This is a genomic window from Paraburkholderia sp. SIMBA_054, assembly GCF_046534875.1.
In the GTDB taxonomy this organism is placed as follows: domain Bacteria; phylum Pseudomonadota; class Gammaproteobacteria; order Burkholderiales; family Burkholderiaceae; genus Paraburkholderia; species Paraburkholderia hospita.
Genome location: NZ_JAWRXV010000013.1, coordinates 169,130 through 194,361, shown reverse-complemented (window position 1 = coordinate 194,361; position 25,232 = coordinate 169,130). Strand labels below are relative to the sequence as shown.

The window sequence follows — 25,232 nt, the reverse complement described above, 5'->3', positions numbered from 1 at the left end:
TGACGGGGCGGTGGCGGAATCAGTGTGCTGTGCCGCGCGCATCGCTGCCGTCCAGTAGAATCGGTTTGCATTGCACGGTTCCACTTTACGGTCCTGCGTGCGCGTTGCTAATCCTCGAACGATTCAAAAACATGCTTAATCGGCTCAACTCGCGGCTCAACTCGCGGCTCAAACGGCGGCTCAAATGGATCTGCTAAGCCGCTTCCTGTCGCTGATGCCCGTGAGCGGGCGTGTCGATGTGCGCTGCCATTTCGGCGCGCCATGGGCGATCGAAGAAGGCCCTGCGGGCGTGCGCGAGATTCCGTATCACGTGCTGCTGTCGGGCCGCGCGGTGCTCGAAGACGGCAACGGGCCGCCCGAGCATCTGGCCGCGGGCGACATCATCGTGTTTCCAACGGGCATCCCGCACCGCATCCACGACGGCAGCGGCGCGCAGCCCGTCCCCGTCACGGAGCGGCGCAACATCATGCTGACGGTCGCGGAGAATAGCGGCACGGGCGACACGGTCGACATCCTGTGCGGCCGCTTCCTGCTCGGCGCCGTGCCGGACCGGCTGCTGCGCGATCATTTGCCGTCGCGACTGGTGGTGCGCAGCGGCGCGCAGACGAAGACCCATGCCGACGCGGCGGCGAATGGCGAACAGCCGGGCGGCGTCGCGGGCTCACGGCTCGCGCGGCTCATTCAACTGATGCGAGAAGAGGCAACGGACGAATGCCCCGGCAGCGAAACCCTCGTCAATCATCTGTCGGCGGCGCTGTTCGCGTTGACGCTGCGCTTTGCGAGCGAAGCGGCGCATCCGCCGCACGGGCTGCTGGCGCTGGCGGGGCGTCCGCGCCTGCAGGCGGCCGTCTCGGCGATGTTCGAATCGCCCGGCAAGCCGTGGACACTCGATCAGTTCGCCGCGCTGTGCAACATGTCACGTGCGACCTTCGTTCGGCAGTTCCAGGAGGCGATTGGCCGCTCGGCGACCGACGTGCTCACCGAAGTCCGCATGACGATCGCGGGCCGCATGCTGCTCGAATCGACGACGCCCGTCGGCGATATCGGCGAGACGGTCGGCTATCAGTCGGAAGCGGCGTTCCAGCGCGTGTTCAAGAAGCAGATCGGCGTGACGCCCGCGCGCTGGCGTGCATCAGGCGGGCACTTGCAGTTGGCGCAGGATGCCGCGGCGGATGAAGCTGCGGCGGACGCAGAGCAATAGAGAATTTCATAAACCGCACAGCATGCGCCGGGGCCCTTGCGACCGGCCGTGTGCATCTCTCGGAAACCCTTGCCGCACAAGGCGTCGAGCCATTACGCAGAAGCCGCGCGTGACGCTTCACGACGCCTGCGCCTAAAAGCGGTGAGCCGATCGAGCATCTTCATGAGACGCGCCGACATTAACGGCCATCCGATGCGCACCTACAGTTGAGCCATCCCGTCGCCGACGGCAATGCTTCTCGAAGGTGCTCAACATGAAACGCGTCTATCAAGCTCTCGTTCTCGCGGCGGCATTGGGTCTGCCGCTCGCAAGCCACGCTGAATCTCAATCGACGGCGACGCGCGCGCAGGTTCGCGCCGAGTTGGTCGGCGCGCAGCAATCCGGCCAGTACCCGCAAAGCGACACGAACTATCCGGAGCCGGCAAATTACTCGGCCGCTGCGCCTCACGTGTTCCATCGCTCGCATGATCTGATCGCGACTTCGTATGGTCCGTCGGCCAGCGGCAGCGCCGGCTCGGGTTTCCGCACGACGCGCGCCCGCTCGCTGGCAGGCGCATCGTCCGCATTCGACGACATCTATCGCGGCCAGTAACGCGCCGCATTCACTACGCTCACGGAGATAATCATGTCCGCAATCACGATCTACACGACACCGACCTGCCCGTACTGTCTCGCCGCGAAGGCGCTACTCAAGAAGAAGGGTCTGCCGTACGAGGAAATCAACGTGCAGAGCGACCGCGCCACGGCGCTGGCGTTGATGGAACGCACGGGACGCCGCACGGTGCCGCAGATTTTCATCGGCGAAACGCATGTGGGCGGATTCGACGATCTCAACGCGCTGGAAACCGCGGGGAATCTCGATCCACTGGTCGAGGCCAACGCGGTGCGCTAAGCGCGAAGCGCAAGTCCAGAATGATTCAGCCGCGAACGGCATCACGCCGTTCGCGGCTTTTTACTTTCCGTTCGCGCGTCATGAACCCACGTGCGGCAGATACATCGCGGGATTGACGGGCTTGCCGTCCTTGCGGACTTCGAATTGCATCGAGCCGTTGCCGTGGTCCGTCGCCGCCATCTCGGCGATCGTTTCGCCACGTTTGACGCTCGTGCCTTCCTTGACGAGCAGCTTGCGGTTGTGTCCGTACGCGGTCACGAGCGTGTCGTCGTGCTTGATGACGATCAGCTTGCCATAGGGCTTGCCGCCGTCGCCCGCGAACACCACGCGGCCCGACGTCGCCGCTTTGACGGGATCGCCGGCTTTGGCCGCAATCACGATCCCCTTTGACTTGCCCTGTCCATACGCCGCGCTCAGCGTGCCGCGCGCAGGCCAGACGAAGCTTGGCTTGCCGGTGTCCGCGCTCTTGCCGTCCTTCTTGTCGGTGCTATCGGCCTTGTCAGTTTTTGGATTGATCTTCGCGGCGTCGTCGGGCTTTGCGGGCGCGCTCGTGCGCTGTTGCTTTGCCTGAGCGGATGACGCAGGGGCATCGCTGCCGCTGACTGCGTCGGATGGCGGCGTGACGCGCAGCACGCCGCCTGTTTCGATGTGGCCCGGGTCGGTGAGGTTATTCCACTTGATGATGTCTTCGCTGCGTTGCCCGTGGCTCGTCGCGATGCGATAGAGCGTGTCGCCGGGCTTCACGCGGTAGTAGCCGTCGGACAGCGGCTTGTCGGCATTGACGGGCGGGCGCCGTGCCGGACGTTCGGTCGAAGCGGGCGACGCTGCCTGCTGCGGAGGCTGCTGGAGCGACCGATCTTCGGGCGTCATCTGCCAGGGCAGCGTCGTGCAGCCGCCGATGAGCGATAGCAGGGCGAGGCCCGCGCTCGCGCGCGCATGCGTGCGGCGCTTCGGTTGCGTAGGTGTCATGTCGGTCTTCCTCTTGTCGTTCTGCGATGCCGCGGCATCGGTTCGCGCGTGCCGGGCGAACGGCGTGGCGCGGACCGGGCAGCGCAGAACGGAAATCTGACAGACAGCCGTGACGGATGTTTCTGGAATCCTGAATGTTTTACGGTACTTCGCGTTTTTGCTTTTTACGCGCGCAATTGTGTTGCGAAGCGTCGACTGCTGTGTGGCATGTGTGCCACACAGCCGCGATCACGGGCGGCGCTTTTTCCACGCGTAATCGGCGGGCGGATCGGACGCGCCGGCCTTGCCGACGGAGCGCGGGTTCTCGCTGCAGAGCGTGACGAAGCTCACGTCATCGCCGGCAGCCTGCTTCTTGCGCAGCGTTTCGGTGAACGCGAGCGCTTTGGTCATTTCGTCGGCGGCGAACCGCTCGAAGCGAGCGGTTCCCGTCGACGTGCCTTCTTCCAGCCAATACACGACGAACATGTGTTTCCTTCAATCAACTTCGACAACGGCATCACGCGAGATCGAGCGCCCCCGTCAGATCGCCGATGGGCGTCAGCCCGTTCTGCACCAGCGCACGGTCACGCAGCGCGACGCCATCCAGTGGCGCTAGCCCATGCACGCGACTGATCAGACGCAGGATCGAGTTGGTGTCGTACACCGAGTGATCGACGTAGCCCTTCTTCGCGAGCGGCGAAATGACGAGCGCGGGAATCCGCGAGCCCGGTCCCCAGCGGTCGCCCCTGGGCGGCGCGACGTGATCCCACCAGCCGCCGTTTTCGTCGTGCGTGACGACGATCACCGTGTTCTGCCATTGTGGGCCGCGCTGGATATGCTCGATGACGTTCGCGATATGCCGGTCGCCGGACTCGACGTCCGCGTAGCCCGCATGCATGTTCAGATTGCCCTGTGGCTTGTAGAAGGTCACGGCGGGCAGGCGCCCAGCGTCGATATCGGCGATGAAGCGGTTGGTCGATGCGTCGTCGCCGACGCCGCCGTCGCGCAGATGCCGCGCGCGCGCCGCCGTGCCGGGCGCAAAGTTCGCGAAGTAGTTGAACGGCTGATGGTGATACTGGAAGTCGGGCACGGCGCCCGTATCGCGATGATCGAGCGCGTATTGCCAGGCGCCGCTATACCACGCCCAGTCGACGCCCTTGTCGCTCAGCCGGTCGCCGATCGTCGCGTAACGCTGCGGCGGCAGCACCTTCGGGTCACGCGGATTGGCGAGCGCGGGATCGCCGCCCTCGGCGGGGCGCACCATGCTCGGCTGATAGGGCGGCGCCATCGTGTTGACCGCGTAGCCGTCGGGTGTGAACGGGCCGTCGCTGACGAACACGGGCGGGCCTTCGAGGGCCGTCTTCGGCGAATTGGGCGCCTGCTTCAGCCGCGTGCCCGTCGGGTCGTCGCCTTCGACGACGGATACGAGCTTCTTCCCCGGCCCGCTGCCGATGTCCGGCACGAGTGGCGCCTGCGCGGAAATCAGAAAGATGTGGTTGAGCCACGAGCCGCCGAACGCGGCCATGAAGAAGTTGTCGCACAGCGTGTATTGCTGCGCGAGCGCCCACAGCTTCAGCGATTCGCCGGAGCTCTGGTAATGCCCCATCACGAGACCGCCCGAATCGCCCCATGCGGCGAACTGGTTGTTGCGGCCTGCGTTGATCTGCATCTGGTTCTGATAGAAGCGGTGCACGAGATCGCGGGTGATCACGCTGTTCGGCAGCGGCGCGCCGTGCGCGTCGGTCAGATGGAACGGCTGGTTGCGCAATCCGGCGATATCGCGCTCGGCAATCATGTAGCGCTTGCCGTCGACTTCCTGCGCTTGCGGCACGAGGCCGCCCCAGATTTTCGGCAGCGTGGCGAGCGGTGTGTTGCCGTCGCGGTCCAGTTGCACGTAGCGCTCGGGCGTGACGGCGGACAGCGGATACTGCACGCCGGGGAAGTTACCGAACAGGTTCGCGAAGCTGCGGTTCTCCGCGTAGATCACGACGATGCGCTTGACCTGATCGCGCAACGCGTTGTCGAGCCGCGCGTCGGCCGCGCTGCGCGGCGCGCCCGTCGAGGCGCTGTCCACCGACTGGCAGCCCGCCAGCGCGAGGCCGAGGCCCGCTGCCGCAAGGCCTGTGAGGACGCGGCGGCGGTCGGGATCGTCGGGGCGGTCGTCGGCGGGGAGGTCGGAAGCGGTGGGCAGATTGGGGTCGTCGTGCTCGTTCATCGGTCAGTCTCCTGGCACAGTGAATCGCAAAAGAGGCACAGCGGGGCAGGGCGATAGGCGGCGCGCCTTGGCATCGGCCGCGCGCCAACCGCATCGTCGCATTCGTCAAGGGCGGTTAGCAACCCGTTTGGCGGCTTGTTTTGCGCCCTGCTTGGTGCTCTGTTTGGCAAGGCGATTGCGTTTTGGATAGTTTGCTGATCTGGCTTGGCCCGGCCATGCGGCGGGCGCGGTCACACGGTGATGGCGCGCTGGCGGTTTGCCGCGAACCACGCGCGGCAAACCTGCCCGGTGGCAGCGGCTACAGGCTTCCCTTCAGCTCATCGAGCGACACGCCGAGTTCGCCCGCGAGGTGCGTCACGAGCGCTTCGAGCCGCGCGACGCGCTCGCTCAACTCGCGCTGCTGGGCGCGAAGCGCTTCGAGTTCGCCGGGCGGCAGCGGCTCGTCGGAGAGTGCCGCGGCGCCGATCTGTTCGGGCGTGGGCTCGCCGCACAGCAAATGCATCCAGCGGCTCTCGCGCTCGCCCGGCGTGCGCCCCAGCTTGACGACGCGCGGCGGATCATTGTCGGCAAGCTCTTCGAGAAACGCCTCGACGGACGACGTATCGGCGAAGCCGTGCAGGCGCGCGGTGGCGAGCCGCAGCTCGGCTGCCGTCTGCGGGCCGCGCAGCAGCAGCGCCGTCAGCAGCGCCGCCGACTGGCGCGGCAGCCCGAGCACGCGCTCCATGTTGTGCTCGAAGCGCGGCACACGGCTGCTGCTGCCTTCGAGCACCAGCGAAAGGCGCTTCATGGAGTTGATCGCGTCGAGAATCTCGGATTCGCTGACGTTCATCACGGGCGAGCGCGAGGTCTTCTGATTGCAGCCCGACGCGAGCGAATTGAGCGACAGCGGGTAGGTGTCGGGTACGGTGTGCTGCTTCTCGAACAGCACGCCCAGCACGCGGGCTTCGAGCGGCGTGAGCGCCCGCATGGCGGGGCGCGGGGTATCGTCGGTGGTGGAATTCATGGGCAATAGACTCGAATGGAAAGCCGCGTGTGCGACGGCGCGAGCGCACAGGCTCGCGCGTTAGCATAGTCTATTGCCGTTGGCGGCGGGACTGGAAGCGTTCCGGCCGTCGCTTCGCTGGGGCGCTACGGCATGTCGTACGGATCGTCGGGCACGTCGAAGACGGTGTCGTCCACGTCGAGTTCGATCGAACAGCTGTCCGTCGAAGCCGGCTGCGCCCTCGACACTTCAACATGCTGCCGCACGAGATCCCTCAGACGATCCTGGACGACGCGCCGTTTGGCCGTATCGAGCGCGGTATAGCGGTCGATCTGGGCATCCCCGAGCTTGAGCGTTACGACGCAGCGCGCATCGAGCGTCGTGTCGCGGCCCGTTTCGACGACCCAGGAGAGCATCAGATAGGTCGTCGGGCCTTCCTGATAGGCGCTGACAGTGGGCGCTTTCGGCGATTCGAAGGTCCCGACGAGGGCCAGTTCGATTTCCTCGATGCGCTGCGACAATCCAATCGTGTCCATGGCTGCTCCTTTATCTGTTTTCCTCTGAATATGTATGAGCAACCGGGATGCCACTGTCCCGTCATGCACGCGTCACATTGCGCGCCGTGAAGGGCCGACAGCGCCGATGGTGGGCTGTCACAGGCCGCGCGGTACACTGCGGACTTGCCGTTTGTCCATACTGAACAACACACAGGGGCAACCCGAAGGAGAGTCGCATGCGTACCAGCGCCCGTAATCATTTCGCCGGTCAGGTCACGGCCGTCAAGGCCGGCGCCGTCAACGACGAAATCACGCTCCGCACCCAGGACGGACTCGAAATCGTCGCGGTAATCACGCACGGCAGCGCGTCGTCGCTCGGGCTCGCGGCGGGCAAGCCGGCGTTCGCGCTCGTCAAGGCTTCGTCGGTGATCGTGATGGTCGATGCCGACAGCAGCAAGGTGTCGGCGCGCAACTGCATCGCGGGCACGGTCACGTCGGTCACGAAGGGCGCCGTCAACAGCGAGGTCATCATTTCGGCGGCGGGCGGCGCCCAGGTCGCTGCGATCGTCACCAACGACAGCGTCGACCGTCTCGGCCTCGCCAGCGGCAAGGCGGCTGCGGCGATCTTCAAGGCTTCGAGCGTGATCGTCGGCGTCGATTGAGCGTCGACGCCGGGCGCGGGCGGCGGCCCCGCGCCTCGCATGTCATAAGCCGTGCGATATGCCGCCTATGTCGCGTTCCCCTTCGGCAGCCAGCCAGTTAGCAGCGTAATATACCCACCGATACATCGTGCGGCATGACAGCGTCGCAACGCAATGGAGATGGACGATGGGAATGACTGGCTCGGCGGCGCTGCCGCTGCAGGAGACGACGGCAGGCGCCGTCATGCTGGCGGGCGATTTTTTGCGTCCGATGCAGGTGACGATCGACGATCTGCGGCAGCATGCAAGCGTGACGGCCGATCCCTTCGACCTGCGCTGCTACACGACGAACCGCTTCATCCGCAAGGTCGATCAGTATCGCGGCGTGCTGCTGAAGGATCTGATCGACATGGCGGGCCTGCGCAACGACCGGCCGGGCGATTTCAAGCGGACCATTTTCATCGCGCACGCTCACGACGGCTACGCGGTGACGTTCTCATGGCATGAGCTGTTCAACACGCCGATCGGCGAACGCGTGCTGGTCGCGTTCGAGCGCGGCGACCAGGCGCTTTCCGTCGACGAAGGCGCGCCCGTTCTGTTTTCAGCCGCTGACATTCTGCCCGCGCCGCGTCATGTGAAACGGCTGGCGGGTGTGGTTGCGCGCGTGCTCGAGCTTTGATGCGATCAACGTGGTCGTGTTTGCCGGCGTGAGCTGGCCGCCGCGCACTGGTGCAAGTGCCGATTGAAGTCCAGCGTATGGCATCGTGTATGCTTGCGCGCATGAGTCAACCGGCAAACAACATGAAGACATCGGCACATCCGAAGCCCGAGGTGCGCTTCAGAATGCGCATTCAGCAGGAAGGCACGATCGCGCTGGGACCGGGAAAGGTCGCGCTGCTCGAAGCGGTGCGCGAGCATGGTTCGATTTCGGCAGCGGCACGCAGCCTGAACATGTCGTATCGGCGCGCGTGGCTGTTGATGGATGAATTGAACCGCTCGCTGAAATCGCCGGCGACGATATCCGAGCACGGCGGCCAGAGCGGCGGCGGCAGCGCGCTCACGCCTGTCGGCGAAGAGATCATCCGGCTCTATCGCGGCATCGAAGCGCAGGCGTATGCCGCATGCGCCGACGATATCGCCGCGCTTACGAAAATGGTGCGGCGGTAGATCTTGAACTGTTTGCGCGTGACGCCTAACCGTGACGCAGACAGAAGCGCGGCGCTCCACCGGATTGGGTGTTCGTCTGCGCGTCGGCATTGAGGCGCCCGATCAGTTCGACAAAACTCGCGACGCTCGCGGTGCGCAGCGGATACCACGCAATGTGGCCGCGTTCGCAGACACGCTTGAGCATGTTCATCGAGTCGTGATCGATGCAGTCGACGGGAAACACCACGATATCCGCGCCCGGCAATGCAGCCGCCAGCAGTCCCTTACGATCCTCGATGCCGCCGTCGTGCACGGTCATCTCGCCGCCCGCCGATTCGACGATCCGCCTGATCGCCGCATTCGAACCCGGCCTTCCGCCGACATACACGATGCGCATGCGCTCCAGGATCGCCAGCGAGGCCGAACGCCCGGACGGGTCGTCGCCCGCCGTGGCCTGAAGCGTACGTTCCAGCGCGCTCGCTTCCGCTTGCAGCGTTTTCACGAGCGCGTCCATTTCATCGAGCCGCGCTCGCAACGCACGGGCGCTTTCCTGTTCGGCGGCGACACGCTGTTCGGCGGCTTCGCGACGGTTCGTATGCAGCGCGAGACGCTCGTCACGCGCCGTCAATGCTTCACGGAGCAGGTGCACTTCGGCGCGCAGCGCGTCGTCGGTGCCGGCATCCTGCGCCTTGGCGTGCGCCGCGCGCGTTTCCAGTTCCTGCGCAGCGGCGTCGCGCTGCAAGCTCATCTCCTGCAGACGGCTTTGCTGGCGATCGATCTTCGTGCGCAACGTGGCATTGTCTTCTTCCAGTGCGACGAGCCGCCGGATATCCGCACGATTCGCGGCGCCGACCAGATGCGACAGCATGTGCAGATCGCCGAACGCCGATTGCCGCACGCTCATGGTGGTTTGCGGATGCGTCATCAGCGCCCAGTAGGCGGGCGGAATGTCACCGCTCTTGAGCGCTTCTTTCCATAGCGCGAGCACCGCGTCGGGCTCCTTCGCCTTGTCGAACAGCCGGAGCGCGCCGGCATAGCGCTCGTCCAGTGCCTTTTGCAGCGCCTTGCCGCCCGCGCCGCCTTCGATCGCAAGCTCTACAGCCGTGTGATGAATTTCGAGGTCGGTGGCGCGCTGACGGTCGAGGTCGGTGAACTTCGGCACGAGCTTGCGCAGTTCATGCGTGCTCAGACACGTGCCGATGATCGAGCAGTGCAGATGCGCATCGAGTTCCGCGAGCCGGGTGCGTCGTTTCAGATCGGCGAGTTGCGCCTTCGACGGCGCGCAGCAGGGATCGGCGCGTTGTGCGGAACCGATGGACGTATCGATGCTCGGGTGGGCGAGACGAAAGGGCGGAGCGTGCATGAAGACCTCTATCCGGACATGACGGCGGACCGGGGTGGATGCGCGAACGGGCTATCGAAATATACCATCGAATATATCGGGTGCGCGCCGGGGCGAAAATCAGTGCACCGGTTCGGGTTGACGCCTGCGCGTTGGCAGCGGCGCGGGCTTGAGCGCGACCGTGCGCGGCGGCGCGGGCTTGTGCCGCTCCAGCACGTGCTCGACGCACAGTCCGACGAGGATCGCATCGACGCGCTCCAGCGCCGTCACCGTTTCGCGCATCGCCGTCGGGTTCGTGCTGAAGGACTCGGAAAACACCGCGTCGCGTGTGCGTTCGAGCACGCGTGCCTGGCGGATCGCGATCTTCAGCTCGCGCAGCCGCGCAAAATGGGCGGCTTGCGCTTCGTTGCCGAGCATCGACAGCAATTCACGCAGCGACGCGGAAGACAGGCCTTCGGCCGCCAACGCCGCGTCTCGCGTAGCCGCGAACATCTGGACAAAGCGCGTGACGCTGCTGCGCAGACGCCTGAACGCATCGACTACGTCACGGATCTGCTGCGCGCGCACGTCGGCCGACATCGGCTTGAGCGTGCTGATTTTCCCGGATAGCGCATCCGTTGGCGCATCGCGACGAGTGCTGCCCACCCCGACTCTCCCGAGATTAGAACGATCGATGTATTCTATCGTATATATCGGTGCGCTTGTCACGTCGCGATTCGATCGTTCGTTCGTCCGTTCGTTCGATAGTCAGCGGCGGCCGATCACGAGCGCGATGCCGCCGAGTATCGCGGCCGCGCTCAACGCGAGGCGCGTGGTCAGTGGTTCGCCGAGTAGCACGATGCCGCCGATGGCGGCGATCAGCGGCACGCTCAATTGCACCGTCGCGGCCGTGGTGGCCTTGATCTCCTTCAACGCGGCGTACCAGATCACATAGCCGACACCCGACGTCAACGCGCCGGATATCGCCGCGAAAAGCAGGCCCGTTCTGTCGATCGATGCGCGCGCAAACATCGCGATGCTGATCGCCGCGGCGAAGGGAATGGCGCGGATGAAGTTGCCTGCCGTGGTGGCCGTCGGATCGGCGGCGCGTTTGCCGCGCAGCGAATACGCGCCCCACGCGATGCCGGCGCACAGCATCAGCAGCGACGCGAGCAGAGGCGGCGCGCTCACGCCGGGCAGCACGAGCGCGACGAGGCCGGCGAGCGCGCATGCGAGACCCGTCCATTGCAGCATGCGCAGACGTTCGCCGCGACAGAGCGCATAGCCGATCATCGTCGCCTGTACCGCACCGAACAGCAGCAGTGCGCCCGTTCCCGCCGCCAGCGATACATAGGCAAATGAGAACGCCGCTGCGTACGTGAAAAGCGCGAAAGCGGAAAGCCAGTTGCCGGCGAAGGGTTGCGACTGGCCGCGGCTGCGCAGAATGATCCACAACACGATGGCAGCCGACACGATGCGCACAGACGTAAACGTTGCGGGATCGATCGACGTGCCCTTCAACGCGATGCGGCATAGCAGCGAATTGCCCGCGAAGGCGAACATGGCGACGATCGTCAGCAAGGCGATGCGCATGCGCGGCATGGTGCGTTGGGCGGAAGGGGTGGCGTCGTGGGCGTGCACGATACTTTAGCGTGAGGCGATGCGTCTACGCATGGCGCGGTGCAACGTGAATCGATGGAAGCGGGGCGTTGAAAAACAATGCCGGATAGCAACGAGACAACGATTGCTATCCGGCATGTCGGAGGCGCAGCGTTCAGGCCATTGCGGATGGCTTGATGTTCTGGTTATGGCGGAACAGGTTCTGCGGATCGTAACGGTCTTTCACTGCGACGAGCCGCGCGTAGTTCGGACCGTATGCGTCGCCCACGCGCGCGGATTCTTCTTCCGTCATGAAGTTCACGTACACGCTGCCGAGCGCGAACGGCGCCGATGCATTGAAGAACGCGCGCGACCATGCAATGCAGCGCTCGTCGTCGGCGGCTTCCGTCCAGCGGCCGTGCACGTTCATCACGTACTTCGCGTCGCGATTCGAGTAAGCCATTGCATCGGGTGCCACGCGCATCGTCTGGCCGCCAATTGCGCCGAAAAAGATCTCGCACTGCGGCGACGGCAGATTGCCGATGGCATCAACGAACGCGTCGATCAGGCCGTCGTCGAGCGTTGCGAGATTGTGCGACTTCCAGTAGTTGCGCTCGCCCGGCGTCAGTAGCGGATCGAATGCCTGTTGCCAGGCGGTGAACGGCATCGGCCCGAGATGTTCGCCGTAGGGTGTGCCGAACTTGCGCACTTCTTCGACCACGGCCGGACCGTTCGCGACAGGGCCCGTGTAGCAGACCGCAAACGCGATGATCGGCTTGCCGTGCACGTCGGCGGGCAGGAAGGGCAGCGGTGGCGCGAAGCGCGCGACGGCCCAGACGGTCAGTTCGTCCGGCCAGGTTTCGAGCGCGGCGCGGTATTTGACGAGCGCGTCGCGCGCCTGATCCATCGGCAGCACGTAGAGACCGCCATAGACCTCGGGTCCCACTTCATGCAACTTGAACTCGAACATCGTGACGACGCCGAAATTGCCGCCGCCGCCGCGAATCGCCCAGAACAGATCTTCATGCGAATCGGCGCTGCAGCGGATCGATTCGCCGTCGGCGGTGACGACATCGGCTGAAATCAGGTTGTCCACCGTCATCCCGAAGCGCCGGCTGATCCAGCCGAACCCGCCGCCAAGCGTGAGGCCCGCGACGCCCGTCGTCGAATTGATGCCGAGCGGCGTGGCGAGCCCGAAGGCTTGCGCTTCGTGATCGAAGTCGCGCAACAGACAGCCCGGCTCGACATAGGCGCGGCGCGCGACGGGATCGATGCGCGCGGACTTCATCTGCGACAGGTCGAGCACCATGCCGCCTTCGCACATGGCGCTACCCGCGATGTTGTGGCCGCCGCCGCGCACGGCGAGCAGCAATTTATTGTCGCGCGCGAAATTGACGGCGCGACGGACATCGGCCGTGCCCGCGCAGCGAACGATGATCGCGGGTCGACGGTCGATCATCCCATTCCAGATACTGCGTGCTTCATCGAACGTTGGATCGCCGGGCAATACGACCTGGCCCCGCGTGAGAGCTTTGAATTCGTCGATTGCACTGCTGGACAGATTCGCCATGCTACACCTCCGGTACGGACAAACAACGTCCGAACCCCTCGATCATGTCTGATCAAAGTAGTTCGGACGACCTGGCTTTCGTTCAGTAAACGAGGCTGACCGGCGCTCACAAATTAACGTATACCCGCACGCCTTCGCGTTTCATCCAGGTTCCTTTGAATACGGGCTAGCACACGTGAAAAGCCCGAAAAACAGGGCCCTTTCTGAAAAGACTCGCGGATGGAGTGCTTCGTAAATAGTGAGTTCAGCTCGTGCTCGCTCACGCAGCGACGTTTTTCAACTGTGCCGGACGAACCATCAGAAACACTAAGCCTGCTGTCGTTTCATCGCGCGAACATCAAACGCATGCGATTGACTCGCGCACGCGGATTGCGGTTTTCCGGACCGGCGGTTTCGACAGCTCAGACGAATTGCACTGCCGCCCGGTGCACCGCATTTCTTCTGTTACGCTGACCGCCAACTTGCTCTCTGTAAGTAAACCAGCGTCAATGCGTAATAGATTGTTCTACTGTCCGTAAGTACAGTAGATGGTGATTGTTCACGTTTTGTATGGTTAACCCCGATTTAAACGTAAACGAACAAAAGAGAACATTGTTGCTGTTGTTTTGATTTCCTTTTTGAACATGGGTCGTATGGCCTGTTTTTGAAGTGCCCGAATAAAAACCATCGGGACAATGGATCGATAACAGCTTCTCCGGCGCCCGTGCGGCGCTATCCCTTGCCCTGCCTCTCGTCAGCAAACCGGGCCGCGCCTTGCGGCGCCCGGCGTATGCGAACGCCGTAATCGAATCACTGCTGTAGCCGTACCAAAGCATCTGCATTTGCGTCGAAGCCGCGGTTGAACAAAGAACAAGCAGAAGAAAAGCGAAGCTGCATCAGAAGCATCGAACAAAGGAGAGCAATTTGGTTTTGGAACTCGAGCGGGTCACCGTCGTTTCGGGCGGGCTGACGCATCTGTACGGCGTCGATCTGCGGCTCGTCCCGGGGGCGATCAATGTACTGCTGGGTCCCACTCAGGCAGGCAAGACCACGTTGATGCGCGTGATGGCAGGACTCGACAGGCCCACGACGGGGCGCGTGCTGGCCGACGGCCAGGACGTGACGGGCGTGAGCGTGCGTCAGCGCAACCTTGCCATGGTCTATCAGCAGTTCATCAACTATCCCGCGATGACGGTGTTCGACAACATCGCGTCGCCGCTCAAGCTGCAAAAGACGGAAGCGGGCGAAATACGCCGCCGCGTGAACGAGGTCGCGTCGAAGCTGCACATCGAGCATCTGCTCGACCGGCGTCCCGGGGAGCTGTCGGGTGGCCAGCAGCAGCGTTGCGCATTGGCGCGCGCGCTCGTCAAGCGCACGTCGCTCGTGCTGCTCGACGAACCGCTCGTGAATCTCGACTACAAGTTGCGCGAGGAATTGCGCGCCGAACTCACGACACTCTTTTCCGACGGCAAGACCACGGTCGTCTATGCGACGACGGATCCGCTCGAAGCGCTGCTGCTAGGCGGCTACACGGCCGTCGTCGACAAGGGCCGCGTGCTGCAGTTCGGCCCGACCCTCGACGTCTACAACGCGCCCGCGAATGTCGATGTCGCCGCCGTTTTCAACGATCCGCCCATGAACATGCTGACGAGCGAACTGCTCGAGAGCGGCGACGCGCGTCTGCCCATCGGCATCGACGTGCCCGTGCGCCGCGCCGCGGCCACGGCTGTCGGAACGGGCACCTGCCGGATCGGCATCCGGCCTGGCCATTTGCGTCTTGCGCCGCGCAACGCGCATTCGATTGCCGTGCCCTGTCTGCTCGAACTCGCCGAACTGAGCGGCTCAGAAACGTACCTTCACTTGCATACACGTCACGGCGGCATCGATCTCGTCGCGCAATTGCAAGGCGTGCATCAGATCGCGCTCGGCACGCAGCTCGACGTCTATATCGACCCCGACGAACTGTTCGTGTTCGGCGCGGACGCCAATCTTGTCGCGCGTCCCAAGGTCCAGGAGGTGGCATATGGCGCGCATTGAGTTTCAGAATCTCGGTCACGCGTACCGGCCAAACCCCGCCTCGCTCGACGACTACGCACTGCAGCCGATGAGCATGGTGTGGGAAGACGGCGGCGCATACGCGCTGCTCGGTCCTTCGGGTTGCGGCAAATCGACGTTGCTCAATATCGTGTCGGGCCTGTTGACGCCATCGGAAGGCAAAGTGCTTTTCAATGGACGCGATGTCACCGTGCAAGGCGCGCGCGAACGCAATATCGCGCAGGTGTTCCAGTTCCCGGTGATCTACGACACGATGACCGTGTTCGACAATCTCGCCTTTCCGCTGCGCAATCGCGGGCTGCCTGCCGCCGAAGTCCGCACGCGCGTACATGAAGTGGCCGACATTCTCGACATGGCGCGTGAGTTGCCGCGCAAGGCGAGCAATCTGTCGGCGGATGCGAAGCAGAAGATTTCACTTGGACGCGGACTCGTGCGCAAGGATGTGGCGGCGATTCTTTTCGACGAACCGCTGACCGTCATCGATCCGCACATGAAATGGATGCTGCGGCGTCAGCTGAAGAAGATCCACCAGCAATTGAAGCTCACGCTGATCTACGTGACGCACGATCAGGTCGAAGCGCTGACATTCGCGGATGAAGTGGTCGTGATGACGAATGGGCGCGTCGTGCAAAAGGGCGGGCCGGAAGCGCTGTTTCTTCGCCCCGATCATGCGTTTGTCGGTTACTTCATCGGCAGTCCGGGGATGAACCTGTGCCCCGTGAGTCTCGATGAAGGCGCGATCAGGCTGGGCTCGCAGCGCGTCGCCGTCGACGCGAATACGCTCGCGACCCTCAAGAGCACGAACGGCGATCTGAAGCTCGGCATTCGGCCCGAGTTCGTGCGTCTCGCCGACGACGGCGAAGCGGGCGCAGTCCGCGCGCAAGTCACGCGCGCGCAGCAGCTCGGCAACTATCAGCTCGTGACGGCGAACTGCGAAGGTCACATCTTCAACGCAAAGATGGAGCCGAATTTGCGCGTCGTGGATGGCCCCGTGTGGTTGCGCGTCGCTGCGCCCGAAACCGTCTATTTCAGCAACGACGAACGCATTGCGGTGCGAGCCGCAGGAGGCGCGTGATGAAGCCGCTCAACCAGAAGGCGTGGCTGCTCGTCGTGCCTGTTTTCATTTGCGTCGCGTTCTCCGCGATCCTGCCGCTGATGACTGTCGTCAACTACTCGGTGCAGGACATCATCAGCCCGACGCAGCATGTGTTCGTCGGTACCGAATGGTTTCGCAACATCATGACCGATCCCGATCTGCGCGGCGCATTGGGCAGGCAGATCATTTTCTCGGCCTGTGTATTGCTGTTCGAAATTCCGCTCGGCGTCGGACTCGCACTCGCGATGCCGGCCTCCGGCTGGCGCGCATCGGCGGCGCTCGTCGTGCTCGCGATGCCGCTGCTGATTCCATGGAATGTGGTCGGCACGATCTGGCAGATCTTCGGCCGACCCGATATCGGTTTGCTCGGCTACGTGCTGAATCGCATCGGCGTCGACTACAACTACACGGCGAGTCCCACCGACGCATGGGTCACCGTGCTCGTAATGGATATCTGGCACTGGACGCCGCTCGTTGCATTGCTCTGCTATGCAGGGTTGCGCGCTATTCCCGATGCCTTCTATCAGGCCGCGGAAATCGACGGTGCAAGCCGCTTTGCGGTGTTTCGCTATATCCAGCTGCCGAAGATGCGCGGCGTACTGATGATCGCGGTGCTGTTGCGCTTCATGGACAGCTTCATGATCTATACGGAGCCATTCGTGCTGACGGGCGGCGGTCCGGGCGACTCGACCACATTCCTGAGCCAGTACCTGACGCAAAAGGCCGTCGGTCAATTCGATCTCGGGCCTGCGGCGGCTTTCTCGCTGATCTACTTCCTGATCATCCTGTTGCTCTGTTTCATTCTCTACAACTGGATGGAGCGCGTCGGCAAGGGCGGTCCTGCAACGACGGGAGAAGACAATGCGTGATAACCGCCGCTGGATACGCGGGCTCGTCTTGCTCGGCTATATCGCGTTCGCGTTGATTCCGCTGTACTGGATGCTGTCGATCTCGCTGCGCACGAACGAAGAAACGATGTCGGCGTTCTCGATCTGGCCGCATCACGTGACGTTCGACAACTTCAAGGTGATCTTCACCGACCCGTCGTGGTACTGGGGCTACATCAATTCGATCGTTTATGTATTGATGAATACGGTGATGTCGGTGCTCGTCGCGTTACCGGCCGCGTACGCGTTCTCGCGTTATCGCTTTCTCGGCGACAAGCACATGTTCTTCTGGTTGCTCACCAACCGGATGACGCCGCCCGCCGTGTTCCTGTTGCCGTTCTTCCAGCTCTATTCGAGCGTCGGGCTGATGGACACGTATGTCGCCGTCGCGCTCGCGCACATGCTGTTCAATGTGCCGCTCGCGGTGTGGATACTCGAAGGCTTCATGTCGGGCGTTTCGCGTGAAATCGACGAGACCGCGTATATCGACGGCTATTCGTTCCCCGCATTCTTCATCAAGATCTTTCTCCCTTTGATCAAGGCGGGTGTCGGCGTGACGGCGTTCTTCTGCTTCATGTTCAGTTGGGTCGAGCTGCTGCTTGCGCGCACGCTGACCACCGTCAACGCCAAGCCGATTGCCGCTGTGATGACGCGCACGGTATCGGCGGCGGGTATGGATTGGGGCGTGCTGTCCGCAGCCGGCGTGCTGACCATCATTCCCGGCGCGCTCGTTATTTACTTCGTGCGCAACTACATCGCGAAGGGCTTTGCGATGGGGAGAGTGTGATGTTCACGTGGATGTACTGGACACCCGAAGTCGGGATCTTCTTTGGCTGCGTCGTCGCGATGCTCGCAGGCATGACGCTGTGGGAGTTTCGCGCGCCGACTATCGAACGCAAAGGCTTTTTGCCGATTGCGACCACGCGTGGCGACAGGCTCTTTATCGGACTGTTGACGGCGGCCTATGTGAATCTCGCGTGGATTGCGATTAGCGGCGAAGGCGCGAGCGCATGGCCGGGCTTTGCGGCGTCTGTCGTCGTGCTGCTCGTGATCATGTGGAAGGGATAAAGCATCAAGAATAAACCGGTTTCGTTGATGCCCCGGGCGGCAACCGGCTGATGATCCAAAGGGGTGTGGAGACACAGGAGAAGACCATGCAACACAGGAGACGGATCGTCGCGCTCGCAGTGGCAGGAGTGGTCGCGGGGGCTTGTGCGAATCACGCTGCACTGGCGGGTACGCCAGAAGCGCAGAAATGGGTCGATAGCGAATTCCAGCCCAGCACGCTGAGCAAGCAGCAGCAGATGGACGAAATGAAATGGTTCATCGATACAGCTGCAAAACTCAAATCGCAAGGCGTCAAGGAAGTGCACGTGGTGTCGGAAACGATCGACACGCATATGTATGAATCGAAGACGCTTGCCAAGGCATTCACGGAAATCACGGGCATTCAGGTCAAGCACGACATCATTCAGGAAGGCGATGTCGTCGAAAAGCTGCAGACGTCGATGCAATCCGGTCAAAGTATTTACGACGGCTGGATTTCGGACTCGGATCTGATCGGCACGCACTATCGTTATGGCGTGATCGTGCCGCTGTCCGATTACATGGCGGGCGAGGGCAAGGAGTACACGAATCCGGGCCTCGATCTGAAGGACTTCATTGGCACGAGCTTCACGACCGCGCCGGATAAAAAGCTCTATCAGTTGCCCGACCAGCAGTTCGCCAATCTGTACTGGTTCCGCGCGGACTGGTTTGCGCGCAAAGATCTGCAGGACAAGTTCAAGGCAAAGTATGGCTACGATCTCGGCGTGCCCGTGAACTGGTCCGCGTATGAGGATATTGCCGACTTCTTCACGAACGACGTGAAGACCGTCGATGGCGAAAAGGTCTATGGCCACATGGACTACGGCAAGAAAGACCCGTCGCTTGGATGGCGCTTCACAGACGCGTGGCTTTCGATGGCGGGCGAAGCCGATAAAGGCATTCCGAACGGCATACCCGTCGACGAATGGGGCATTCGCGTGACGCCGGATGGTTGTCATCCCGTGGGTGCATCCGTGTCGCGCGGCGGTGGCACGAATAGCCCGGCTGCCGTCTTCGCGACCACCAAGTACGTCGACTGGCTGAAGAAATATGCGCCGCCGGAAGCGTCCGGCATGACGTTCAGCGAGGCGGGCCCGGTTCCCGCGCAAGGCAAGATCGCGCAGCAGATCTTCTGGTACACGGCGTTCACGGCGTCGATGCTCAAGCCCGGCAACGTGACGAATGCGGATGGCACGCCGAAGTGGCGCATGGCGCCGTCGCCGCATGGCCCGTACTGGAAGGACGGCATGCAGAACGGCTATCAGGACGTCGGCTCGTGGACCTTCTTCAAGTCGACGCCCGCGAACCAGCGTGCTGCCGCATGGCTTTACGCGCAATTCGTGACGTCAAAGTCGGTGTCGTTGAAGAAGTCGATTGTCGGTCTCACGTTCATTCGCGACTCCGACATTCATAGCGATTACTTCACGAAGAACGCCGACAAGTACGGCGGCCTGATCGAGTTCTATCGCAGCCCGGCGCGTGTCGCGTGGACGCCGACGGGCAACAACGTGCCGGACTATCCGAAGATGGCGCAGCTCTGGTGGAAGAACGTCGCGACAGCGGCTGCTGGCGAGAAGACGCCGCAAGCCGCGATGGACAGCCTCGCGAAGGAAATGGACCAGGTGCTGGGCCGTTTGCAGCGCGCCGGTATGAAGGTGTGCGCGCCGGAATTGAACCCGGAAAGCGATCCGTCGAAATGGCTCTCGGATCAGCATGCGCCCTGGAAGAAGCTCGCGAACGAGAAGCCGAAGGGCGAAACGGTCAAGTACGACCAGCTGCTCGCGGCATGGAAGGCGGGCAAGGTTCGCTAATTATTTGACGTAGAAGAGCGGGAAGGTTGAGGCGGGCGGTGTCGAAAGACGCCGCCCGTTTTTTATTGGTTTTATGCCGCAAGAACGCGCGATTAAACAGGCGCGACCCATTCATCGATCGAAAGCAAATTGTCATTTAAACGTTTGATGCATAAAGACCACATATGCCTTACGGATGATTGCGAACCATTACTGTTCATGTAATGATACCGATTCTCATTTAGATGTGACCGGCCGGAATCCGTTGCCAGGCGGACCAGTTCGCGAAATTTGCGAACCTGACGGGCAGGCACCGCTCGTTACACATAAAAAATTCAGTTACAACGACAGGGAATCGTGATGCTTCGAACCACGCCACTCGCAGCGGCCGTCATGGCCGTCTTTGCGACGCCGCTCTTTGCTCAAACGACGACGCCAGCCACACCGGCAGCACAGGTTGCCCAGGCTGCAACGTCCGCTTCTCCCGCCAGCCAGCCCTCGGCCAGCCAGCCTTCCGAAAGCAACACATTGCCCGCCGTCAAGGTGACGGGGCAGGTCGACAACGCCACCGACTTCCAGTCCGACACATCCAGTGTCGGCGCCAAGGTACCGACCGCGCTGCGCGATATTCCGCAGGCCGTCACCGTCATACCGAAGGCCGTGCTCCAGTCGCAGGCTGCGAACTCGTTCTCCGACGCGCTGCGCAACGTGCCCGGCATCACGATCGGCGCCGCCGAAGGCGGCCAGATCGGCAACAACATCAACCTGCGCGGCTTCTCGGCGCGTACCGACATCTACCTCGACGGTTTCCGCGATCGCGGCCAGTACTATCGCGACACGTTCAACCTCGACTCGATCGACGTGCTGTACGGTCCTTCGTCGCTGTACTTCGGACGCGGTTCGACGGGCGGCGTGATCAACCAGGTCAGCAAGGAGCCGCAACTGAAAAAGCGCGCCGACGTCTCCGTGCAGGCGGGCACGCATGACCGTTACCGCACCACAGTCGACCTCGACACGCCGATCACCGATACCTCCGCGTTCCGTATCAACGCATTCGGCCAGAGCCTCGGTTCGTCGCGCGATGTGATGAAGAACAAGGACTATGGCGTCGCGCCCGAAGTGAAGTTCGGCATCGGCACGCCGACGGAAATCACGCTGTCCGCGCTGATCCAGCACAACCGCGATCAGCCCGACTACGGCGTTCCGCCGCTGAACGGCCATCCCGCGCCGGTGAATCGCGGCACGTTCTACGGCTACACCGACGACCGCACGATTCAGGACGTGCAGACGTTCAGCGCGCGCATCAAGCACCGCTTCAACGAAGACGTGACGGTGCGCAACCAGACGCAGTTCAGCCACTACAGCACGGAAGCGCGTGCGACCAATGCGGCGTCGGTGCTGACGGGGCCGCTCTCGACGTCGACGGCGCTCGCCAACGGCAACTTCACGAACATCGATCCGTCGAAGCTGTTCGTCAAGCTGCAGGGCAAGGACCGAAACATCAACGACCATTCGGTCTACAACTCGACCGACGTCGAGTGGAAGTTCAACACGGGGCCGGTCAAACATGACCTGCTCGCCGGCGTCGATCTGAGCCACGAAACGTACAGCAACCAGAGCTTCACGGCGACTTCGCCGGGCATGACGTCGAACACGATCGGCGTGGTGCCGCTGATAAATCCGCCGTACACGACGCGTCCCGCGAATGTGAAGGAAGTGGCGACCAATCTCGCGGAATCGAGCGCGAATGACGTGGGCCTGTATTTGAACGACACGATCTCGCTTGGCGAGCACTGGAAGGTGGTGGGCGGCGTGCGCTGGGACCGCTACGAAGCGTCGATCAAGAACTCGATCAACCTGCCGGGTTACGCGACGCAGACCAATTACTTCACCAGCGTGCGCGGCGGCATCATTTATCAGCCGGCCGACTGGCAGTCGTACTACGTGTCGTATGGCACGTCGTTCGATCCGTCGCTCGAAGCGCTGACGCTCACGAACGGACAGCAGAATCTGCCGCCGGAGCACAACAAGTCGTATGAAGTCGGCGCGAAGCTGGATCTGCTCGGCGGCGGCCTGTCGGTGACGCAATCGCTTTTCAGCATCGAGAAGACGAATGCGCGGACCGCAAACCCCGACGGCAGCTACACGCTCGACGGCGATATCCGCGTGCGCGGCTATCAGCTCGGCCTGGCCGGCCACATCACGAGCAACTGGCAGGTGTTCGGCGGCTATACGTACATGGACGGCGTGATTCTGCAGGCGTTCGACGGCACGCAAGGCAAGACGCCCGCGAATACGCCGCGCAATACGCTGACGTTGTGGACGACGTATCAGTTCACACCGCATTGGGAAATCGGCGGCGGTCCGACGTACATGTCGTCGCGCTATGCGGCGAACAACAACTTCGTGCAGGTTGGCGGCTACACGCGCTGGGATGCGATGGCCGCATATCACGCGAAGCGCTACGACGTCCAGATCAACGTGTTGAACCTGACCGACAAGAACTACTACGACGCGCTGATTCCGTCCGACGGCGGACGCGCGGTGCCGGGTTACGGCCGTACGTTCCTCGCGACGCTAAACTATCGCTTCTTCTGATCGCACGAAGCGATAGCCCACGGCACGCCGCGCGCTCGCCCGCATGAAGCGATTCATGCGGAGGCGCGCGGCGCTGCTGCTTATGCAGGAACGTTGAACCATGATTGTCTCGATCCCGGACGTACTGAGTCCCGCCGAAGCCGCCGCGATGCGCGCGGCGCTCGAAGCCAGCGACGCATGGGTGGATGGCCGCGCGACGGCCGGCTACCAGGGCGCGCCCGTCAAGCGCAACCAGCAGATCGCGGAAGGCTCGCAGATCGCTCTGGACATGGGCGACCGGATTGTCGCGTCGCTGGAGCGTCATCCGCTGTTCATCAGCGCCGCGCTGCCGAACAAGGTGTATCCGCCGCTCTTCAACCGCTACGAAGGCGGGATGCACTTCGGCAGTCATGTCGACGGCGCGATCCGGCTCGTGCCGGGCAGCGGCGTGCGCGTACGCACCGATATTTCGATCACGCTGTTTCTCACGCCGCCGGACGAATACGACGGTGGCGAACTGCTGGTCGAAGATACCTTCGGCGTGCAGGAAGTGAAGCTGCCTGCCGGACACGCCATTGTGTATCCGGGCACGAGCCTGCATCAGGTGCGGCCCGTGACACGCGGTGCACGCGTGTCGAGTTTCTTCTGGGCGCAAAGCCTCGTGCGCGACGACACGCAACGCGCGATGCTGTTCGATCTCGATGGCGCGATACAACGCCTCAATGCATCGAACGGCGATGAAGCGGCGCGCCGCACACTGGTGGGCTGTTACCACAACCTGCTGCGCATGTGGAGCGAGACCTGAGCGTTACGCCGGCCGTCGCGCCACGGTCGTCGTCTTTTGCGGACTGCGCCCGCTTTGCAGCAGGAACACACCGCCGAGAATGCAGGCCATCGCGAGCAGATCGAGCGGATGAATCGGTTCATGCGCGAGCAGCACGCCGATTCCCAGCGCAATGACGGGCGGAATATACGTGACGCTCGAAGCCGCGAGCGCGCCGAGCCGCTGCACGATGAAGTAGTACAGGATATACGCGACGCCCGTGCCGAGCAGTCCGAGCCCGAGCACGAGGCCGACGGCGGCGCGCGTGTCGTGCGCGATGCGGGTGATGCCGTCGAATGGCGTCACGCAGGCAATCGTCAACAGCGCAAAGCCGATTTGCCACGTGGACAGCGCGACGGGCGACATGTCGAGCTTCGACAGAAAGCGCCGCGCGTAGACGAATGAGCAGCCCACGCTCAGCGAGCCCGCCGCCATATACGCGACGCCGCTCAGATCGACGCTCGCGACGGCGCCATTCCACGGCCGCGCGATCATCAATACGCCGACGAAACCGCACACCACGCCGACCATCATGCGTGGGCTGGGTCGTTCCGCGCGCAACAGCGCCCACGCGCAGACGAACGAGAAAAGCGGAATGGCACCGCTCAACATGCCCGCCACGCTCGACAGCAACAGCGACGCGCCTTTGGCAAACGCATAGTAGTAAACGCTTGTCGCGAGCAGCGACATGACGATGAAATGGTGTGCATGGCGCAGCTGTTTCCACGCGAGCGCTTTCGTCGCGAACGCGTAGACGAGCAGCGGCAAAAACCCGAACAGCACGCGCAAGAACACGATCTGCGCGGGCGTGATCCAGAGGCTGGCCCACTTCATAAAAAGAAAATTGCTGCCCCAGATCAGGCCGAGTAGCGCGAACGCGAGATAAGCGGGATTCATGGCAAACACCATCGGATGGAAGGACGATGCGCCGATTGTGCTGCGCGCACGGATGCGGTACAAACGATTTGTTCTCGTCGATACTGCAGAAAAACTATCCTATGTCCGGAATGCCACCTCTAAAGGCGCTGATCGCGTTCGAGTCTGCGATGCGTCTAAACAGTTTTTCTGCAGCTTCCGATGAACTGCACGTGACACCTGGCGCAGTTGGTCAGCAGATCCAGAAGCTCGAGGCGTGGCTCGGCGTCGCACTGTTCGCGCGTCAGGTGCGGCAGATTATCCCAACGGATGAAGCGCGCGCCTACTACGCACAGATTCAACCCGCGCTCGCGCAGATCATGCATGCGAGCCGCCGCGTGCGCGAGAACCAGAGCAAGGGCGTGCGCGTGTCGATGCCGCCCAGCTTCGCGGCCAAATGGTTCGCGCCGCGCATGACGGACTTTCTGATCGCGCATCCGGACATCGCGCTGGAGCTGAATACGACGACCGCGATGGTCGATTTCGAATTGCAGTCGATCGATCTGGCCGTGCGTTATTTCGACGGCAATGCGCCCGATCTGCACGTGCAACTGTTGCATGCCGATGAAGCGCGCATCTATTGCAGCCCATCGTATGCGAGGCGGCTGAAGCTGAAAGCCCCCGACGATCTGCAACGCGCAACGCTGTTGCACAACACGCTGCATCCGCACTGGACGACGTGGCTCAAGAAATTCAGCAAGCTGTCTGCGCGGCAGATCGACGGCATGGCGGGCATTCATTTCGACCAGTCGCTGATGGCGATCGAGGCCGCCGCGCGGGGGCAGGGTGTCGTGCTGACGAGCGCGGTATTGACGGAAGCGGAGACGGCGGCGAAGTCGCTGATCGATCCATTCGGTCAGAGTCTGCCTTTGAAGACCGCGTACTACCTCGTACATCCAAAGTCGATCGAACTCAAGCCAGGTGCGGCGACCTTGAGGGCGTGGTTTATCGGCGAGCCATAAGCAGAACGCCCGCTTTAGAGAGCGGGCGTTCATCGGTTGCGGTGCGAGCA

The 25,232-nt window shown here is 62.8% G+C and carries 25 protein-coding genes; 15 read left to right on the top strand and 10 right to left on the bottom strand.

All coding sequences use genetic code 11. The annotated features are described in order from the left end of the window. Positions 1–184 precede the first annotated feature (184 nt). The 3 genes from SB822_RS18270 (at position 185) to grxC (ending at position 2,093) form a co-directional block, all read left to right on the top strand. A complete protein-coding gene (locus tag SB822_RS18270; protein WP_410855317.1) occupies positions 185–1,201 on the top strand; it encodes an AraC family transcriptional regulator in 1,017 nt (338 codons plus the stop codon). Between the two features lie 253 nt (positions 1,202–1,454). Further along, positions 1,455–1,793: a DUF4148 domain-containing protein gene (locus tag SB822_RS18265; RefSeq protein ID WP_410855316.1), complete on the top strand. Its 339-nt coding sequence runs from the start codon at positions 1,455–1,457 to the stop codon at positions 1,791–1,793. Positions 1,794–1,826: 33 nt separating this feature from the next. Further along, positions 1,827–2,093: a glutaredoxin 3 gene (grxC, locus tag SB822_RS18260; protein ID WP_410855315.1), complete on the top strand. Its 267-nt coding sequence runs from the start codon at positions 1,827–1,829 to the stop codon at positions 2,091–2,093. A gap of 78 nt (positions 2,094–2,171) precedes the next feature. Here grxC and SB822_RS18255 read toward each other — a convergent pair whose 3' ends face one another. The 5 genes from SB822_RS18255 to SB822_RS18235 all read right to left on the bottom strand — a co-directional run bounded on the left by SB822_RS18255 (position 2,172) and on the right by SB822_RS18235 (position 6,774). Further along, complete coding sequence (locus SB822_RS18255; RefSeq protein ID WP_079488400.1) at positions 2,172–3,062, bottom strand: M23 family metallopeptidase; 891 nt, start codon at positions 3,060–3,062, stop codon at positions 2,172–2,174. Between the two features lie 228 nt (positions 3,063–3,290). Beyond that, positions 3,291–3,527: a hypothetical protein gene (locus SB822_RS18250; RefSeq protein WP_007587576.1), complete on the bottom strand. Its 237-nt coding sequence runs from the start codon at positions 3,525–3,527 to the stop codon at positions 3,291–3,293. Positions 3,528–3,558: 31 nt separating this feature from the next. Next, positions 3,559–5,256 carry an acid phosphatase gene (locus tag SB822_RS18245; RefSeq protein ID WP_410855314.1) on the bottom strand — a complete coding sequence of 566 codons (1,698 nt, stop codon included), beginning with the start codon at positions 5,254–5,256 and terminating at the stop codon, positions 3,559–3,561. A gap of 298 nt (positions 5,257–5,554) precedes the next feature. Continuing rightward, a complete protein-coding gene (locus SB822_RS18240; RefSeq protein WP_410855313.1) occupies positions 5,555–6,259 on the bottom strand; it encodes a YceH family protein in 705 nt (234 codons plus the stop codon). A 125-nt stretch (positions 6,260–6,384) separates the two neighbouring features. Continuing rightward, on the bottom strand, positions 6,385–6,774 hold the full coding sequence (locus tag SB822_RS18235; RefSeq protein WP_410855312.1) for a DUF3022 domain-containing protein: 390 nt from the start codon (positions 6,772–6,774) through the stop codon (positions 6,385–6,387). A 197-nt stretch (positions 6,775–6,971) separates the two neighbouring features. Between SB822_RS18235 and SB822_RS18230 the strand changes: the two genes are divergently transcribed. The 3 genes from SB822_RS18230 (at position 6,972) to SB822_RS18220 (ending at position 8,543) form a co-directional block, all read left to right on the top strand. Continuing rightward, a complete protein-coding gene (locus SB822_RS18230) occupies positions 6,972–7,397 on the top strand; it encodes a TOBE domain-containing protein (protein WP_410855311.1) in 426 nt (141 codons plus the stop codon). A gap of 166 nt (positions 7,398–7,563) precedes the next feature. Continuing rightward, positions 7,564–8,055 (top strand): molybdopterin-dependent oxidoreductase, encoded by a 492-nt coding sequence (locus SB822_RS18225; protein ID WP_410855310.1) that lies wholly within the window; start codon positions 7,564–7,566, stop codon positions 8,053–8,055. 164 nt (positions 8,056–8,219) lie between these two features. After that, positions 8,220–8,543, top strand: coding sequence for a winged helix-turn-helix domain-containing protein (locus SB822_RS18220; protein ID WP_007744075.1), 324 nt, complete (start codon positions 8,220–8,222; stop codon positions 8,541–8,543). A gap of 25 nt (positions 8,544–8,568) precedes the next feature. Here the strand turns inward: SB822_RS18220 and SB822_RS18215 are convergent, their stop codons facing one another. The 4 genes from SB822_RS18215 to SB822_RS18200 all read right to left on the bottom strand — a co-directional run bounded on the left by SB822_RS18215 (position 8,569) and on the right by SB822_RS18200 (position 13,012). Further along, the gene (locus SB822_RS18215; protein ID WP_410855309.1) at positions 8,569–9,885 is read right to left on the bottom strand and encodes a DUF2325 domain-containing protein; all 1,317 of its coding nucleotides are present in this window, start codon (positions 9,883–9,885) and stop codon (positions 8,569–8,571) included. Between the two features lie 99 nt (positions 9,886–9,984). Then, entirely contained in the window at positions 9,985–10,509 is a 525-nt protein-coding gene (locus tag SB822_RS18210) for a hypothetical protein (RefSeq protein ID WP_410855308.1), read from the bottom strand. 102 nt (positions 10,510–10,611) lie between these two features. Beyond that, positions 10,612–11,445, bottom strand: a complete 834-nt coding sequence (locus SB822_RS18205) for a DMT family transporter (protein WP_410855335.1) — start codon at positions 11,443–11,445, stop codon at positions 10,612–10,614. A 172-nt stretch (positions 11,446–11,617) separates the two neighbouring features. After that, positions 11,618–13,012, bottom strand: coding sequence for an FAD-binding oxidoreductase (locus SB822_RS18200; RefSeq protein WP_007587586.1), 1,395 nt, complete (start codon positions 13,010–13,012; stop codon positions 11,618–11,620). 903 nt (positions 13,013–13,915) lie between these two features. On the opposite strand from SB822_RS18200, the gene SB822_RS18195 reads away from it, so the two are divergent. From SB822_RS18195 to SB822_RS18160, 8 genes are all read left to right on the top strand, one after another. Continuing rightward, the gene (locus SB822_RS18195; RefSeq protein ID WP_007587587.1) at positions 13,916–15,028 is read left to right on the top strand and encodes an ABC transporter ATP-binding protein; all 1,113 of its coding nucleotides are present in this window, start codon (positions 13,916–13,918) and stop codon (positions 15,026–15,028) included. Then, positions 15,015–16,121 (top strand): ABC transporter ATP-binding protein, encoded by a 1,107-nt coding sequence (locus SB822_RS18190; protein WP_007744079.1) that lies wholly within the window; start codon positions 15,015–15,017, stop codon positions 16,119–16,121. The genes SB822_RS18195 and SB822_RS18190 overlap by 14 nt, the downstream gene beginning before the upstream one ends. Next, positions 16,118–17,011 (top strand): carbohydrate ABC transporter permease, encoded by an 894-nt coding sequence (locus SB822_RS18185; protein ID WP_035537215.1) that lies wholly within the window; start codon positions 16,118–16,120, stop codon positions 17,009–17,011. Before SB822_RS18190 ends, SB822_RS18185 begins: the two co-directional genes overlap by 4 nt. After that, positions 17,004–17,816 carry a carbohydrate ABC transporter permease gene (locus SB822_RS18180; RefSeq protein ID WP_410855307.1) on the top strand — a complete coding sequence of 271 codons (813 nt, stop codon included), beginning with the start codon at positions 17,004–17,006 and terminating at the stop codon, positions 17,814–17,816. The genes SB822_RS18185 and SB822_RS18180 overlap by 8 nt, the downstream gene beginning before the upstream one ends. Then, positions 17,816–18,097, top strand: a complete 282-nt coding sequence (locus SB822_RS18175; protein ID WP_007587602.1) for a DUF2160 domain-containing protein — start codon at positions 17,816–17,818, stop codon at positions 18,095–18,097. Before SB822_RS18180 ends, SB822_RS18175 begins: the two co-directional genes overlap by 1 nt. 86 nt (positions 18,098–18,183) lie before the next feature. Then, a complete protein-coding gene (locus SB822_RS18170) occupies positions 18,184–19,926 on the top strand; it encodes an ABC transporter substrate-binding protein (protein WP_007587603.1) in 1,743 nt (580 codons plus the stop codon). A 339-nt stretch (positions 19,927–20,265) separates the two neighbouring features. Then, entirely contained in the window at positions 20,266–22,503 is a 2,238-nt protein-coding gene (locus tag SB822_RS18165) for a TonB-dependent receptor (protein WP_007744082.1), read from the top strand. Positions 22,504–22,603: 100 nt separating this feature from the next. Next, a complete protein-coding gene (locus SB822_RS18160) occupies positions 22,604–23,287 on the top strand; it encodes a Fe2+-dependent dioxygenase (RefSeq protein ID WP_410855306.1) in 684 nt (227 codons plus the stop codon). A gap of 3 nt (positions 23,288–23,290) precedes the next feature. Here the strand turns inward: SB822_RS18160 and SB822_RS18155 are convergent, their stop codons facing one another. Then, on the bottom strand, positions 23,291–24,202 hold the full coding sequence (locus tag SB822_RS18155) for a DMT family transporter (RefSeq protein ID WP_410855305.1): 912 nt from the start codon (positions 24,200–24,202) through the stop codon (positions 23,291–23,293). Between the two features lie 101 nt (positions 24,203–24,303). Here SB822_RS18155 and SB822_RS18150 point away from each other — a divergent pair, with 101 nt between their 5' ends. Further along, a complete protein-coding gene (locus SB822_RS18150) occupies positions 24,304–25,182 on the top strand; it encodes a LysR substrate-binding domain-containing protein (RefSeq protein WP_410855304.1) in 879 nt (292 codons plus the stop codon). The last annotated feature ends 50 nt before the right edge of the window (positions 25,183–25,232 follow it).